This is a genomic window from Endothiovibrio diazotrophicus (genome assembly GCF_054657215.1).
Genome location: NZ_BAAHXB010000140.1, coordinates 1 through 14,258, shown reverse-complemented (window position 1 = coordinate 14,258; position 14,258 = coordinate 1). Strand labels below are relative to the sequence as shown.

Here is a 14,258-nt window from a genome sequence, read left to right as displayed (position 1 = left end):
GGGCCGCTCCTACAAAGCGAAGGCCCGACAAATACGACACACACGCGGTAAAACCGACCCGAAGATGTAGAACAAAAATGGAAATAGCTGGACTACAGGCCTTCGTGGCGGTCGCCGAAGAGGCCTCGTTCTCGCTGGCCGCCGAGCGACTGTTCATCACCCAACCGGCAGTAAGCAAACGGATCGCGGCGCTGGAGACCGAGCTGGGCGGGGCGCTGTTCGACCGGGTGGGGCGCCACGTCGACCTCACCGAGGCAGGCCGCGCGCTGTTGCCGCGGGCCCGCGCGATCCTCGATCAGGTGGAGGACGGCCGGCGGGCGATCGCCAATCTGGCCGGCAACGTCGCAGGCGAGCTACGCATCGGCACCTCCCACCACATCGGCCTGCACCGCCTGCCGCCGGTGCTGCGCACCTTCAGCCGCAGCTATCCGGAGGTGGAGCTGAACATCCGTTTCATGGATTCCGAGGCAGCCTGCGCCGCGGTCGAACATGGTGACCTGGAACTGGCCGTCGTCACCCTGCCGCTGGAGCACTCGGAGAAGCTGGTGACCGAGACCATCTGGCCCGACCCCCTGGCGGTGGTCTGCGCCGTCGACCACCCGCTGGCGACAGGCCCAACCGCCACCCTGGAGGCGCTCGCCGCCCACCCGGCGATCTTCGCCGCCCCCGGCACCTTCACCCGCCAGATCGTCGAGCGGACTTTCGCCCCGCTCGGCCTCCATCCAAAGGTGGCGATGTCCACCAACTACCTGGAGACGATCAAGATGCTGGTCGCCATCGGTCTCGGCTGGAGCGTGCTGCCGCGCACCATGGTCGACGAGCTGCACGAACTGGCGGTGGCCCAACTGCGCCTCGCTCGTCGCCTCGGTCTGGTCCAACACCGCGCCCGCACCCCATCCAACGCCGCCCGTGCCTTGGTCGAACTGCTGCGTTCCAACACCTCGTTGACATAGTTCGACCACCTGATCGGGTAACACCATCCGACCCATGAAGAAGTAAGAGATATCTTACGCAAAGTACTAAACATCCTACATACAATGCCTTAGACACGAGATAGAATTTGCCGCCTACGACAACTCCATCAGGGCTAACACGCAAACGATGGGGTAAGACAATACCGGTCCCCGGCAAGCGCTGGGAAAAACTCGTCGTCATTTGGAGAGACCCTGTGAACCACACCTCTTACCGTATTGCCACAGTGATGCTCGTGACACTAACGGCTCCCCCCTTTACCTTTGCCGATTCAACCACCCTCAGCGCCGGATACGGTACCGGGCTGGTCATAAAATCCGATCAAACCCTGTTTTCCTGGGGAAGCAACGGCTCTGGCGCCTACAATTACAATTACGGTCTCGTGTCAGGCACCGACACACTCCAGGATCTTGTCTCGGTCTCGTTGGGCTCCAACCATGTCCTTGCCTTGAAAGGCGATGCCACCGTCTGGAGCTGGGGTTCTTCATCGTCGGGCCAACTCGGTAACGGCACCGCCGGATCCGGAACGACGGCAACGACCCCCGTGCAGGTTTACGGGCTTTCGGATGTAGTTGCGGTTTCGGCCGGAAGCGCGTTCAGCATCGCGCTGAAGTCCGACGGGACGGTGTGGGCCTGGGGTTCGAACAACTATGGGCAGATCGGGGACAGCACCACGACCGATAAGTCGGTACCCATCCAGGTAGAAGGCCTCAGTAACGTCACCGCGATCGATGCCGGAGGAAGCTTCGCCCTGGCACTCAAGGGCGACGGAACCGTATGGGCATGGGGTTCGGACCATGACGGCCAGCTGGGAGATGGATACGATACCCACCGTTATTCATACTCCTCCACCCCTATTCAGGTAACCGGGCTCAGCGCAATCAAAAAGATCTCCGCTGGCAACGCCCATGCGCTGGCAGTCGACGCGAGTGGCAACCTGTGGGGTTGGGGCGACAACGCCTACAGCGAAATCAACGCGACCGGGTATAACAACTACAATGTCTACACCCCTGTTCAGATCGCCGTCGCGGGTGTCGCCCCCTATATTGATGTCTCCGCCGGATCCACCCACAGTCTGGCCCTGCGATCCGACGGCGCGGTCGTCGCATGGGGACGAAACAACCGGGGGCAAACCGGGCAGAACGATGATCAGGAAACCGAGCAGCCGACTGCCGTGTCAGGCATCGTCGATATCCAGTCGATCAGTGCTGGAAGCGACTTCAGCCTGGCACTGACGAGAAACGGCACCCTCTATGCGTGGGGCTATAACGATTCCGGCCAACTCGGGCAACGGATGATCGATTCAAACAGCCACGCCACCCCGGTGGCGGTTTTGGGGGCCCCGTTGAACATCAACGACGAGCAGACCGGCGAAACGGCAATCGCCGCGTCCTATCAGAACAACACGCTCTCCATCCCCGTGGTCGAAACGACCACCGACGACGGCGTGACTCACCGCTACCACGTCACCATGGTTCCGCGGGTCAACTTCGGTGGCGATATCAGCTTCTCGATCTCCACCATCGAGGAGCTGGAGTAGGCCTCCGTCCATCCGACAATTGGGGATGCTGCGGGCTGGGAAGAGTTGCCGGAAACGGCCTGATTCAACACGAAGCGCGAGAAGGGGAGCGGAGGGCGATCTTGTCCTCCGCTCCCCTTCTCTCGCTTCGTGTTGAAAATCACCCGTTCCGAAGCGGCACACCGTCACCGCCCGCGCAGGCCCGGCGGCGATGCCCCCCCCCTCACTCCCCCATCATCCGCTGAAGTTCGGCGATGCGATGGACCCGCGGACGGTAGCGCTGCACGGCCGCCGGCAGCGCCTCAACCGTGGCACGAGCCTCCGCCGGAGTGGCGAAGTCACCGTAGGCCAGCAAGTACCACTCCCGTCCGCGCTGCTTCACCGGGGTATAGGCGACCGCCTGGGTCAGCCGCGGCTGGAAGTAGCGGACGAAGTCGAACAGCTCTCCCTTGTTCCCCGCCACCAGCAGCTCCACCGTGAAGTGGGCCGGATCGCGGGCGAGCAGCCAGTCCTCGTCATGCAGCGGGATGGTGATGGCATTGCTGGTGGGGTCGTACTGCGGATTGAGACCGACATCGAGCCGCGCCTGGAGCTGTGCCAGCTCCTCCGAGGTGGCGGCGAAGCGCTGCTCCAGCCCCTCCACCGAACCGCTGAGGGTGTCGTTCACCGCGTCGATCCGCTCGCCCTGGGCCGTCGCCACGTGCGCTAGCCCCTGGTTCAGTCCCTGCGCCACCCCCTCGACCCGGGCGGTGACCTCCACCCCCTGCCGGTCGATGCGGTAGTAGCCGAAGAAGGCCGCCGCGGCCACCAGCAACAGCAGCGCAACGAGGGCCGCCCCGCCGATCACCGTGCGCCGCTCCACCCGCCGCTCCAGCCGCTCACCGAGCTCCGAGAGGATGTCGGTGGAGCGCAGCAGGCGGTCGATCTCCTCACCGTTGGCGCGCTGCCCCTTGGCCACCTCGCCGAGCCAGCCGCGCAGCCTCTCCAGGCCGCCGGCGAGCCCGCTGGTGCGCTCCTCCAGCAGCTCCTGACCGTCGGCCAAGGCATCCAGCCGCTCCTCCAGTTGGGCGGTCCACACCCCCAGCCGCTCATCCACCCGGGCGAGCTTGGCGGCAACCAGCTCCAGCTTCTGTGGGGTCGGCTCCAGCGCGGCCACCCGCTCGTCGAGCAACGCAAGGGTCTCGCCGACCCGCGCCAACTCCTCGGCGCTGCCCTCGGCCAACTGCTCCTGCCCCGACTCCAGCCGCTCCAGTTTGTGCCGCACCTCCGCGGCCAGTCCGCTCAGCGCCTCGGCCTCCTCGGAGACCCGCTGCTCCACCGCCTCCTGGCGCGGCTCCATCCCGGCAACGCGCCCCTGGAGCACGTCGGAATCCTCGGCGATGCGATCGATCAATCGCTCCAGCCGGGTCTTGGCGATGGTGATGCCGGCGTCGAAGGGGACCACCGTCCCCTCCGTCCCCACGGACTCGGGAACGGACTCCCGCTCCTCCTCCTGGCGTACCGGCTGGTAAAGATCGATCTCCTGCCCCGAGTGCTGAGAAGCCATGGCCACGCTCCATTGTCCGTTGGTTGGGATTTAAAGGAGCATATTAGACGACGCTAATAATCCTGTCACTTGCCCACTGTGGGTAGGAAGGTACGGCAGTGCCTCATCACGGGGCCCCGGGGCATTCAAGGGAATAGCAGGTACACTTCCCCGACGAGCCGAAATCACGGGACTGGCACCATGACCTCCGACACCCGCATCACCCTCGCCCACGGCAACGGCGGACGCTTCATGCGCGAGCTGATCGAGCGCACCTTCGTGCGCCGTCTCGGCAACCTGCTGCTCGACACCCAGGCCGACGCCGTGTCCCTGCCACTCGACCAAGAGGGGGCCGAGGTGATGATCACCACCGACGGCTTCACCGTGAAACCGCTGGAGTTCCCCGGCGGCAACATCGGCTCGCTGGCGATCCATGGCACCGTCAACGACCTCTCGGTGGCCGGCGCCACGCCGCTCTACCTGACCCTCAACGCCTTCATCGAGGAGGGGCTGGAGATCGCGGTGCTGGAGCGGCTGGTCGACGGCATGGCCCACGCCGCCCGCGAGGCGCAGGTGACCATCGTCGCCGGCGACACCAAGGTGGTGCCCCGCGGCGAGGGCAGCGGGGTCTACTTCGCCACCACCGGGGTGGGACTGCGCGACCGCAACCTCTATCTGGGAATGGAGCGGATTCAGCACGGGGACCGCATCGTCGTGAGCGGCCCGGTAGGCGACCACGGCATCTGCGTGCTGCTCGCCCGCGAGCAGTTCGGCCTCTCCGGCGACCTCAAATCGGATGCCGCCAGCGTCACCCCGCTGACCGACGCCGCCCGCGAGCTGGAGGGGGTGCGCTTCATGCGCGACCCGACCCGCGGCGGACTGGCCGCGGTGAGCCACGAGATCGCCCGCGCCACCCACCGCCCGGTGCGCCTCAGCGAAAGCGCGATCCCGGTGCGCGACGCGGTGCGCGCGGTATGCGATATGCTCGGCTACGACCCCTATTACCTGGCCTGCGAGGGGCGGGTGGTGGCGGTGGTGGCGCCACAGGCGGCGGACGAGCTGCTGGCCCGCTGGCGTGCCTTGCCACTGGGCAAGGAGGCGGCGATCATCGGCGAGATGGGCGAGGGGCGCGCCGAGGTGATCCTCACCACCGAACTGGGCGGCGAGCGGCTGCTGGAGGAGCTGGAGGACGACCCGTTGCCGCGGATCTGCTGAGCGGCAGCGGGCCGTGCCCGCCGCAATGTCTCCCCTCGCCCAGAAATTGGAACCGAGGTTCAGCGCCGCGGCGGGCGCAGCCCGCCCTATAGGGCATGCCATGCACGCCGTGTAAAACGAAGACACCACACGGAAAGGGCGGGAAAAAGGTATCCGAACGGAGGTCCGTGCCAGCTGAGAAGCGGTGCGCCTCGTCCCTCGGCACACCCTACCCCACGCTCATCGCCCCGATCCGCCGCCGGCCTGACCCCGCCGCATCCCGCCCGTGATCGCCGCCGCGATCTCCCCGCTGAGCCGCTCCAACAGCCGGCTCTGCGCCGCCGCCCGGGCGGCATAATCGCCGGCGGCCACCGGCTCCCCGACATACTCGGAGCGGCGCCGCAGCCGCTCCCGCTTGTCGGGATCGAGCAGCACCCACCGGGCGGTGAGCGCCGGCCGGCCGTCCACCACCTCGAAGCGGTGCAGGGTGATCGCCACCCGATAGTCCAGGGGCAGCGATTGGCGCAGGGTGCGCGGGATCGGCAGCATCACCACCCGATCGCTGGCGAGCCCACGGCCGAGCGCCTCGCCCACCACCCGCGCAACGTTCTCCGCCAGCGGCTCCGCCCACTGGTGATCGGCGGCGAGCTCGAGCGCGTTGTCGCCGCGGCGCGAGACCATCTCCCGCCGCGTCAGGTAGCCGGGGAGAACGACCGGCTCGATGCCGATGGTCAACTCCCGCGTCCCGTCGGCGGTCGTCTCTGTCGTCGCCCCCTCTGCGGCCAACAGGTAGTAGTGGATGGGCGGGGAGCTCGCACACCCCGCCAGCGCCAACAACGCGATCGCCCAGCCAACGCGACGAAATACACTCATCACCCATGCTCCGTTCATCCGCATGATCACGAACCCCACCCACGTCACCATCACCACCCGATGGAATACCCACCCCGACCTCCGTAGGATGGGCAAAGCGCAGCGTGCCCATCAAACGAAGGCAGTAAACGCAATCGCGGCAGCTCCGTTTTGATGGGCACGCTGCGCTTTGCCCATCCTACGGAGGAACATCCCAAATTGCCGGGCAGGCAAAGAATCCGCGTCACTCCCCCCGCCCCTGGAGAAGCGACTCCGGCCGCCGCTCCAGCGCCTCGGCCAACGCCTGCACCGCCTGCGCGGCATCGCGCACCGCCGCCAGGGTGTCATCGACCTCCTCCAGCAGCTCCGAATCGTCGGCCACCAGCCGCTTCACCGGCTTCAGGGTCTCGCCGGCGGCGGTGAAGGTACGCTCCGCCGCCGCCAGGGTACGGGTCGCCTGAGCGAGCGTCTGCCGCCCCTCGGCAAGGGTACGACGCCCCTCTACCAGGGTGTCGCGCGCCTCGGCCAAGGCCGGCGCCAACGGCCGGGTGCGCTGGTCCAACTGGTTCGCCAGGCTACTCACATCGCGGAACGCCTGGTCCATCGAGCCCACCGCCGTGTGCAGCCGGGGGTCCTCGGCCAGATCGGCGACCGCCGCCACCGCCCGCGCCACGTCGTCGAGCACCCGCTTCAGCGGGAAGTCCTTCAACAGGTCGGTCAGCTGCTGCAGGGTGGTGGGCACGGTGGGGATCTCCGCCACCCCGCCCTTTTCAACGAAGCGCGCGGTGGTGCCGGGGAAGTAGTCCAACTGAATGAAGAGCTGGCCGGTGAGCAGGCTCTGCATCTGCAGCTGCGCGCGCAGGCCGTCGTTGGTCACGCCGTCGCGGATCCCCTCGCGGAACTGTTTCAACGACACCGCGCCATCCTGGCCGATCACGGTGAACGCCTCCGGATCGATCTCCACGGTCACCGGAATGCGCGCGTCGCGCTCGGGGGTGAGCAGGATCTCGATCCCCTTGACCATGCCCACCTGCACGCCGCGGTAGGTCACCGCCGAACCCACGTTCAGCCCCTTCACCGAACCCTCGAAATACATCACGAAGAGCGGCTTCTCCTGGAACAGCCGACCACCGCTCCAGATCACCACCGCAACGACCACGATCGCCGCCGCCCCCACCACGAAAGCACCGATCAACGCCGGACTGGCCCGTTTGCTCACACATCCCCCCGCTTCAGAAAGGCCTTCACCCGTGGCTCCAGCGAGGTCTCGCGCAGCCGCTTGGGATCGCCGTGGGCGATCATGGTACGGGTCTCGACATCCAGAAAGACCGAATTGTCGGCGATGGAGAGGATACTGGCCAGCTCGTGGGTGACCATCACCACGGTGGCGCCGAGGCTGTCGCGCAGCGCCAGGATCAACTCGTCCAGGCGACGCGAGCTGATCGGGTCGAGCCCCGCCGAGGGTTCGTCGAAGAAGAGGATCTCGGGGTCGAGGGCGATGGCGCGGGCCAGCGCCGCGCGCTTCTGCATGCCGCCGCTGATCTCGGAGGGGTAGTAACCCTCGAAGCCCGCCAATCCGACCAGCGCCAGCTTCAACGAGGCCACTTCCGCCATCTCGTCGGGCGCCAAATCGGTGTACTCGCCCAGCGGCAGCATCACGTTTTCCGCCAGGGTCAGCGAACTCCACAGCGCCCCCTGCTGGAAGGTCACGCCGAAGGCGCGCTTGATCGATTCTCGCCGCTCCTCCGAGGCGCCCCAGAAACCGACCCCGTGGTACTCGATCTCACCGCCGGCCGGCGGGATCAGCCCGATCATGTGACGCAGCAGGGTGCTCTTGCCGCAGCCGCTGCCGCCCATGATGACGAACACCTCGCCGCGGCCGATGGTGAAGTCGAGGCCCTGCATCACCACCACCTCGCCGTAGGCCATGGTCAGGTCGCGGACCCGCACGTGAGGCTCGGCGGCGCGCTCGCGATACACTAGACCCCCACCCGTTGCAGCACGATGGTGAGCAGCGAGGCGGCGAGCACGATCAGCACGATGCCGGTGACCACCGCCGAGGTGGTGGCCTGCCCCACCGCCTCGGCGCTGCGCCCGCACTGCATGCCGCGCAGGCAGCCGGCGAGCGCGATCAGCCCTCCGTAGACCGCCCCCTTGCCCACCCCCACGGCGAACTGGCGCAGATCGAGGGCGCGCACCGTCTCGTGGTAGTACTCGAACACCCCGATATCGAACACCAGCACCGCCACCGCCAGCCCGGCGAGGATCCCCACCACCCCGGCGTAGAGGGTGAGCAGCGGCATGGTCACCATCAGCGCCACCATCCGCGGCAGCACCAGGAACTCCACCGGCGGGATGCCCATCGCCTGGAAGGCGTCGATCTCCTCGTTGACCCGCATGGTGCCGAGCTGGGCGGCGAAGGCGGCGCCAGTGCGCCCGGCCATGATCACCGCGGCCATCAGCCCGCCCATCTCGCGTACCATGCCGATCGCCACCAGATCGGCGATGTAGATCTGGGCGCCGAACTGGGCCAGCTGCACCGCCCCCATATAGGCGACGATCACACCCACCAGGAAGCTGATCAGCGAGACGATGGGCAGCGCCCCCGGCCCCGCCTCCTGGATCGCCAGCAGCAGGTCGGCACGACGGTAGCGGGCGCGGCCGGTGAGCAAGCGGCCGAAGGCACGGGTCACCTCGCCGACGAAGGCGAGCGTCTCCGGCACCGCCCGCCACACCGCGAGCGCCGCCTCACCGATCCGCGCCAGCCGCGACGGCGGCCCGCCGCGCCGCCCCTCGCGGGGCGGCACCGCGAAGGCGAGCTTCAACAACCGCTGCGCGCCCGCCGGCAACCCCCGCTCGTCCACCTCGATGCCGCGCTCGCGACAGAGCGTGACCACGCGGGCGAGGTAGACGATCAGGGCCGAGTCCCACTCGCCCAGCTCCGCGGTATCGAAGGTGATCCGCAACGCCTCACCGGCGGAGCCAAGCAACGCCTCCACCCCGGCGGTGGCGGGCCGCCGATCCTTCAGTCGCCAATCACCGCGGAAACGCAAGCGCACGACGCCACGGGTCTGCCGCTCGGCGGTAACCTCCGCGCCGTTTTTGGAAGGGGAATCTGCTGCCATCGTCCCAGTGTACTGCACTGCATGGACGCGGTGATGCAAGCAAGCCGAGACACGCCCGCCGGTGTCCCCGGTCCTATAGCTTCGCCTCAGACGTAGAGCCGCGTCATGCGTCGCCAATAGTAGCCGCTGTGGGCGCGGCCGTCCCACTCGTGGAGCCGGTGGCCAATGCCCTTGCTCCGGAGGGCGTGACTGAGACGGCGGTTGTTGTCGAGGAAGGGATCCTCTTTGCCGATGACGAGCACGATGTCCATCCGGCGCAGGTGATCCAGACGCCACTGGCAATCCAGATTGGGCAGGAAGTGGGACGGGGTGTGGAAATAGATCTCGTTGTCGTAGTGACCGTCGAACAGATCCCGGAAATGCTCGACGTTCAGGGTCAGGTCGTAGCGTCCGGAGAAGGCCGCAACCTTGCGGAACAGGTGGGGATGGCGAAAGGCGATGTTGACGGCGTGGAAGGCGCCGAGGCTGCACCCATGGGCAATGGTGCAGGGGTGGTCGTTCTTCGCCGCCATCAACGGCATCACCTCATTGAGGACATACTCCTCGAACTGGTGGTGCCGACGGATCCGGTCCGCCGGGCGGCACCAGTTGCAGTACAGCGACTCCCAGTCGATGCTGTCCAGGCAGTAGAGCTGCAACTGGCCGGCGTTGATCTTGTGCGCCAGGGATTTGACCAGACGAAGGTTCTCGTACTCGTAAAACCGGCCATCCCGGGTGGGAAAGACCAGCACCTTGGCGCCGGCATGGCCGAAGACGAGCAACTCCATGTCGCGGCCGAGGCGGTGGCTGTACCAGCGGTGGTATTCCCGATTCATAAAGGGCGAAAGAACTCTTCGAGATCGGCCATCAGACGGGCCTGTTGGGACGCCTTGTCCGGATAGTCGTAATGACCGGCCTCCAGCACGAACAGCCGCTTGCCGTTCTTCAGCGCGTTGTAGACGGCGAACTGGCCGGGAGGCGCCACCACCGGATCGAACAACGCGGCGGCCACGTGCACCGGACGATCCATGAACGCGGCGGCCGATGCGGCATCGTAATAGGCCAAGGTTTCCATTACGTTGCCGTGCCGCTGTTGGAACTGCTGGACTGAACTCCCGCTGCCGGTGGTGGGCAGGCGCAGACGCAAGGGGTGGTGCCCGAAGCTGGGCACGTTCAGGTGCACCCGGCGAATGCGCGCGTCCCACGGCATGGCGAGGGCCCCGACGCCACCGCCGAGGCTGATGCCCATATAGCCCAGGTGGCCCTCCAGCGACGGAAAGCGTTGCAGCACCGCTGACACGCTCAGCCAGAGGTCCTCCGCACAGCCGCCGAGGATGTAGCGACCCGGCTTGTCGATGTCGTGCAACACATGCCAGCGCGGCTCCGCGGAGATCGGCGCCCGCCGGCTGCGGGAGAGGCCGCGAAAGCAGGGAAAGGCGTAGACCGCATCGTCGAAGGGGAGTTCGAAGTCCGGCCCGTCGATGCCGCCATAGCCGTGGCCCATCACGAAGGCCCGGGTCGGCTCCACGCCGCGCGGGACCAGGAGCCAGCCGCCGATGGGAAAGTCGTCGGTGGAGGTGAAGTGGAGGTCGAGCACCCGGAAGCAGGGATGTTCAATTCCGGACGGGCTTGCTTCCGGCCGCGGATCCAGGCTCAGGGCCCGCTCGTAGCGCGCCAGCCAGAACGATGCGAAATCCTCCGGGATCGGCGGCGGCGCGACCTTCAGCAGGCCGTCCAGGTCATAGCCGTAGGTGGGATCGAAGGGAAAGGAGTGGGCCATGGACGACATGTCGGTCTTTCATCGCTCGATCGTAGTGCGGACTTTCAATCGCGGAAATCGTTGACCGGGGAGTAACGACCAAGCCCGCCGGCTCATTCCACTCGATTCGCCACGCCACGGCAAACCACTGCCGCAGGTCGGGAGTGGCATTCACGGCAACGTCGTTTGGCTTAGCGCCCCTCCGGGTAGGGCGGATTAGCGATAGCGTATAATCCGCCGGGAACGAAGGCACGTACGACGTGATCTGCTCCGATCTGGCGGAATACGCTATCGCTGCCCCGCCCTACTTTCAGAGAGCTGTTCTTAACTGAATGCATTGGCATTCAGGGTGATTGCGCGGTGACTCGGGCACGAAAGCACCTCGCCCATCCACCGATTCAGCGTCGACGCGAAGAAGCCAGGCAATGTTTGCCCATTGTACTAACTTGAACAGCGGTAAACCAACCAATCGGGGTTGACCATGAGCGTCTCCCGTTCCTCCTCCAGTCGTTCCGCGCGACTGGGACAGGGCATGGGGCAATACCCCATCCCCGTGGTACTCCTGGCCCGGCTGGCGGTGGACCGTCGGCACCAAGGGCGGGGGATCGGGATCGGACTCCTGCAGGACGCCATTCAACGCTCCCTGCTGATCGCGGAGCGCTCGGGTATCCGAGCGATGCTCACCCACCCCATTGATGACGACGCCTCGCGGTTTTATACCCGCTTCGGCTTCGCCGCCTCCCCCTTGAACGACCGTCAACGGCTTCTCCTGCTCAAGGATGCGCGTCGTTGGGTCACTCAATCGGAGGGAGCAAGGCGGGGATGAAAAAATTGCGGTTTCGAGGATCAAGCAATTGCTGAGCCGGATGACAATACCCTACGTCCGTATTTCTCCTGACCAGCGAAGCTCCGCCGCACCTGAAACCAATAACATACACTCACGGCCTCGGGATGGGTAACTCAAACCGACCCGAATCTGTCAGCAACGAACGCAAAAGGAAAATTTCAAGACCTGACCCTTCGGCGCTGCACAAGTTGAGGAACTCGTTCGATCCGTGTTCGGGTGAAAAAGACCCATTTTCCCGAATCGCACGCCGGCTCGCCGCAACGGCGACCCCAGATACCGGTGGAAGACGGCCTCCAGTGAGACGGAGGCCGTCTTCCCAGGTCAGCTCCAAAAAGATATTTTCTACCCCTACCTTGACCACGGGCTTGTCCAACAAACGGTTCAGATCGTGGTTCGCTTCGCTTCGCTTCGCTCAGCGAACACGATCTAACCTTATTCGTTATGTGTTATTACGCCTTTTCTACGATAACGACCCATACTTGACTACATGCCGTCTGAATGCTTGAAGTACACATTGACGATTGCGTTGGATTAAATTCAAGGTTCCCTGTAACTAGCTTTGGACTATCGCAAATGAGTTGAAAACCCTTACTGGTGAATTCTTCGGCCTTGGCTTTCGCTTCTGCTTCTTTGTCTTGATCAAAAATATGAATGCACATTTCACTTGAGGATGACATGATTTTACTCCGAACTAGGTTTTACAAACAGTTTTTGCGCTTTTTGCCAACAAAATTAAATCCGGGTTATTCCCGTCTCGTAACAAGGCTAGCCAGTCTTCATATGTATCTTTGTTCTTACCTCCATGCAGTTTGGTATTTTTAACTTCCGATCCATATACAATCTTGTTCCAGCTATCTTGACTAAAAGTACCACTAGGTGCAGCACAACCCTTGACTAGAGTATAAGCTTCGCCAGCAGTAGGAGGCTTTTCTGGCGCGGCTTCCGGTTTTGCATTTGCGTTTACGATCTGCGCCCCACCTTTTTCGGCTAGCTTCTGAGCTGCTAAACCAGTCGCAAAATACTGTGCCAAACCATTTTCTGATTTTACGCCTGAACTATCTGCTGAACCGTTAAATTCTGCTCCAAAGCTAGCAAGAACTGAGTAGGTGTCTTCTGCATCACCGGCTTTACCTTTGAACAAACAGCCTTCAATAGATTCTATTTTCTTACCTCCAACATCTACTTCACTCTCTTTGCAAGGTTCTGCATTTTTACCCATTTTTTGGTTTGCCAACAGCGGCATCCAAACGGCTTCTTTACGTTTATAGCCAAGCGTGATGCTTGGTATGCCAGCGTCAACCGCGCTTGTTGACACATCAAAAGCCACTTTGGTGTCAGTACCAAATATCAAAGTGTTTGAATGCTGCGGCGCAGTGCCGCACCCCGCTAGAATAGTGACCGAAGATAGACCGATTAGTCTGAGGATACGGTTACGCATAGTTGCTCTCCTTTTAAATGCTCTAAAGTATCGATAAGATGTTTTAGTTGTGCTTCGTCGTTTACGATAGCGACAAAACGGCAATCTAGTGGAACTTTCAATAAGCTGGTAGCAGAATAGCCAATTGAAAAGCCATTTTCTCCGCCTTGAACACCAAAAGTATTAATTCCAGTAGAGGTAAATTCAAGTGGTTTACCATGTCGGTCAAGCGAAGAATATTTCGGCGGCAGTACAATTTTCACATAGCCGAAATTATGAATGACAGAGCGGCCTTTTTCATCTATTTGAACCGTGCTGGCACAACCTTGAAGAAAAAAAACAATAACCACTAAAGACAACTTCCCCTTTGAAATAAAACGTCCAGTCAATAATTCTTTAAGACTCACCTCCATACTCCTGATGTTGGCTAATGCGTTTGTAATTTTAAACATCTGAATAGTGCGATCCAATTTTTTGGTATATTTCTATTTTCTTCTAACACATAACAGTTGAATGGACTGAAAAATTCCGTGTTTAAACACGGAATTCTTCCGCCTATCACGCGGCCTGCGTGGGGTTTTCTTCCCTTTCGTTTCTCACCAGCCGCACATTTATCCCAAAACTTCATTACGTTAGAGAAAACAAAGACCCCGCCGGTAATAGTACTCCTCCGTCGATACACGGCGAGATTCCGGATATCACAGCGCCCTGTCTTCCGCACTCTATACTGGATAAAAAAACACAATCACATAAGAGGTGCGCGCAATGGACGCCAAACGTCATAGCCCTCCCTTTCTCGACTGCGTACGGGACGCGATCCGGGTTCGCCACTATAGCTACCGAACCGAGCAGACCACCGTAGCGCAGGTTTCTGGAGGATTCCTTCGGCAAAATGCCTTCATCGCCACAAGAGTTATCTTACACATAGCGATCAGCGCCGCAACCCGTTCGGGTTATAGCGTATCGGCAGGAGAAGGAGCCCGTCTGAGCGTCCGTTCCAACCAGCTTCATGAGACGGCTGCTGAATGTCCGCTCCTGGTGTCAATGGCCAACAGAACTGACCCACTAT

Annotated in this window: 14 protein-coding genes; 5 read left to right on the top strand and 9 right to left on the bottom strand. The window is 62.9% G+C overall.

Features of this window, described 5'->3' with window-relative positions:
• Positions 1-77: 77 nt before the first annotated feature.
• Together ACYQ2W_RS23035 and ACYQ2W_RS23030 are read left to right on the top strand one after the other, a co-directional pair.
• Positions 78-953 carry a LysR family transcriptional regulator gene (locus tag ACYQ2W_RS23035; RefSeq protein ID WP_459872764.1) on the top strand — a complete coding sequence of 292 codons (876 nt, stop codon included), beginning with the start codon at positions 78-80 and terminating at the stop codon, positions 951-953.
• Positions 954-1,168: 215 nt separating this feature from the next.
• A complete protein-coding gene (locus ACYQ2W_RS23030; protein ID WP_459872762.1) occupies positions 1,169-2,512 on the top strand; it encodes an RCC1 domain-containing protein in 1,344 nt (447 codons plus the stop codon).
• A gap of 202 nt (positions 2,513-2,714) precedes the next feature.
• Here the strand turns inward: ACYQ2W_RS23030 and ACYQ2W_RS23025 are convergent, their stop codons facing one another.
• Positions 2,715-4,037, bottom strand: coding sequence for an SPOR domain-containing protein (locus ACYQ2W_RS23025; RefSeq protein ID WP_459872760.1), 1,323 nt, complete (start codon positions 4,035-4,037; stop codon positions 2,715-2,717).
• A gap of 180 nt (positions 4,038-4,217) precedes the next feature.
• Here ACYQ2W_RS23025 and hypE point away from each other — a divergent pair, with 180 nt between their 5' ends.
• The gene (hypE, locus tag ACYQ2W_RS23020; RefSeq protein WP_459872758.1) at positions 4,218-5,231 is read left to right on the top strand and encodes a hydrogenase expression/formation protein HypE; all 1,014 of its coding nucleotides are present in this window, start codon (positions 4,218-4,220) and stop codon (positions 5,229-5,231) included.
• Between the two features lie 219 nt (positions 5,232-5,450).
• Here hypE and ACYQ2W_RS23015 read toward each other — a convergent pair whose 3' ends face one another.
• The 6 genes from ACYQ2W_RS23015 to ACYQ2W_RS22990 all read right to left on the bottom strand — a co-directional run bounded on the left by ACYQ2W_RS23015 (position 5,451) and on the right by ACYQ2W_RS22990 (position 10,946).
• Positions 5,451-6,083: a PqiC family protein gene (locus ACYQ2W_RS23015; protein ID WP_459872756.1), complete on the bottom strand. Its 633-nt coding sequence runs from the start codon at positions 6,081-6,083 to the stop codon at positions 5,451-5,453.
• A gap of 223 nt (positions 6,084-6,306) precedes the next feature.
• Positions 6,307-7,281, bottom strand: coding sequence for an MlaD family protein (locus ACYQ2W_RS23010; RefSeq protein ID WP_459872754.1), 975 nt, complete (start codon positions 7,279-7,281; stop codon positions 6,307-6,309).
• Positions 7,278-7,991: an ABC transporter ATP-binding protein gene (locus ACYQ2W_RS23005; protein WP_459872766.1), complete on the bottom strand. Its 714-nt coding sequence runs from the start codon at positions 7,989-7,991 to the stop codon at positions 7,278-7,280. Before ACYQ2W_RS23005 ends, ACYQ2W_RS23010 begins: the two co-directional genes overlap by 4 nt.
• Positions 7,992-8,041: 50 nt before the next feature.
• Positions 8,042-9,187: an ABC transporter permease gene (locus ACYQ2W_RS23000; protein WP_459872752.1), complete on the bottom strand. Its 1,146-nt coding sequence runs from the start codon at positions 9,185-9,187 to the stop codon at positions 8,042-8,044.
• 86 nt (positions 9,188-9,273) lie between these two features.
• Positions 9,274-10,002, bottom strand: a complete 729-nt coding sequence (locus ACYQ2W_RS22995) for an esterase family protein (protein WP_459872750.1) — start codon at positions 10,000-10,002, stop codon at positions 9,274-9,276.
• Positions 9,999-10,946, bottom strand: a complete 948-nt coding sequence (locus ACYQ2W_RS22990; protein WP_459872748.1) for an acetylxylan esterase — start codon at positions 10,944-10,946, stop codon at positions 9,999-10,001. The genes ACYQ2W_RS22995 and ACYQ2W_RS22990 overlap by 4 nt, the downstream gene beginning before the upstream one ends.
• Positions 10,947-11,406: 460 nt before the next feature.
• On the opposite strand from ACYQ2W_RS22990, the gene ACYQ2W_RS22985 reads away from it, so the two are divergent.
• Positions 11,407-11,751 carry a GNAT family N-acetyltransferase gene (locus tag ACYQ2W_RS22985; RefSeq protein WP_459872746.1) on the top strand — a complete coding sequence of 115 codons (345 nt, stop codon included), beginning with the start codon at positions 11,407-11,409 and terminating at the stop codon, positions 11,749-11,751.
• A gap of 712 nt (positions 11,752-12,463) precedes the next feature.
• Here the strand turns inward: ACYQ2W_RS22985 and ACYQ2W_RS22980 are convergent.
• Positions 12,464-13,210: a hypothetical protein gene (locus tag ACYQ2W_RS22980; protein ID WP_459872744.1), complete on the bottom strand. Its 747-nt coding sequence runs from the start codon at positions 13,208-13,210 to the stop codon at positions 12,464-12,466.
• Positions 13,186-13,596 carry a hypothetical protein gene (locus ACYQ2W_RS22975; RefSeq protein WP_459872742.1) on the bottom strand — a complete coding sequence of 137 codons (411 nt, stop codon included), beginning with the start codon at positions 13,594-13,596 and terminating at the stop codon, positions 13,186-13,188. The genes ACYQ2W_RS22980 and ACYQ2W_RS22975 overlap by 25 nt, the downstream gene beginning before the upstream one ends.
• 358 nt (positions 13,597-13,954) lie before the next feature.
• Here ACYQ2W_RS22975 and ACYQ2W_RS22970 point away from each other — a divergent pair.
• The coding region (locus ACYQ2W_RS22970) for a hypothetical protein (RefSeq protein WP_459872740.1) at positions 13,955-14,258 on the top strand (304 nt) is incomplete at its 3' end.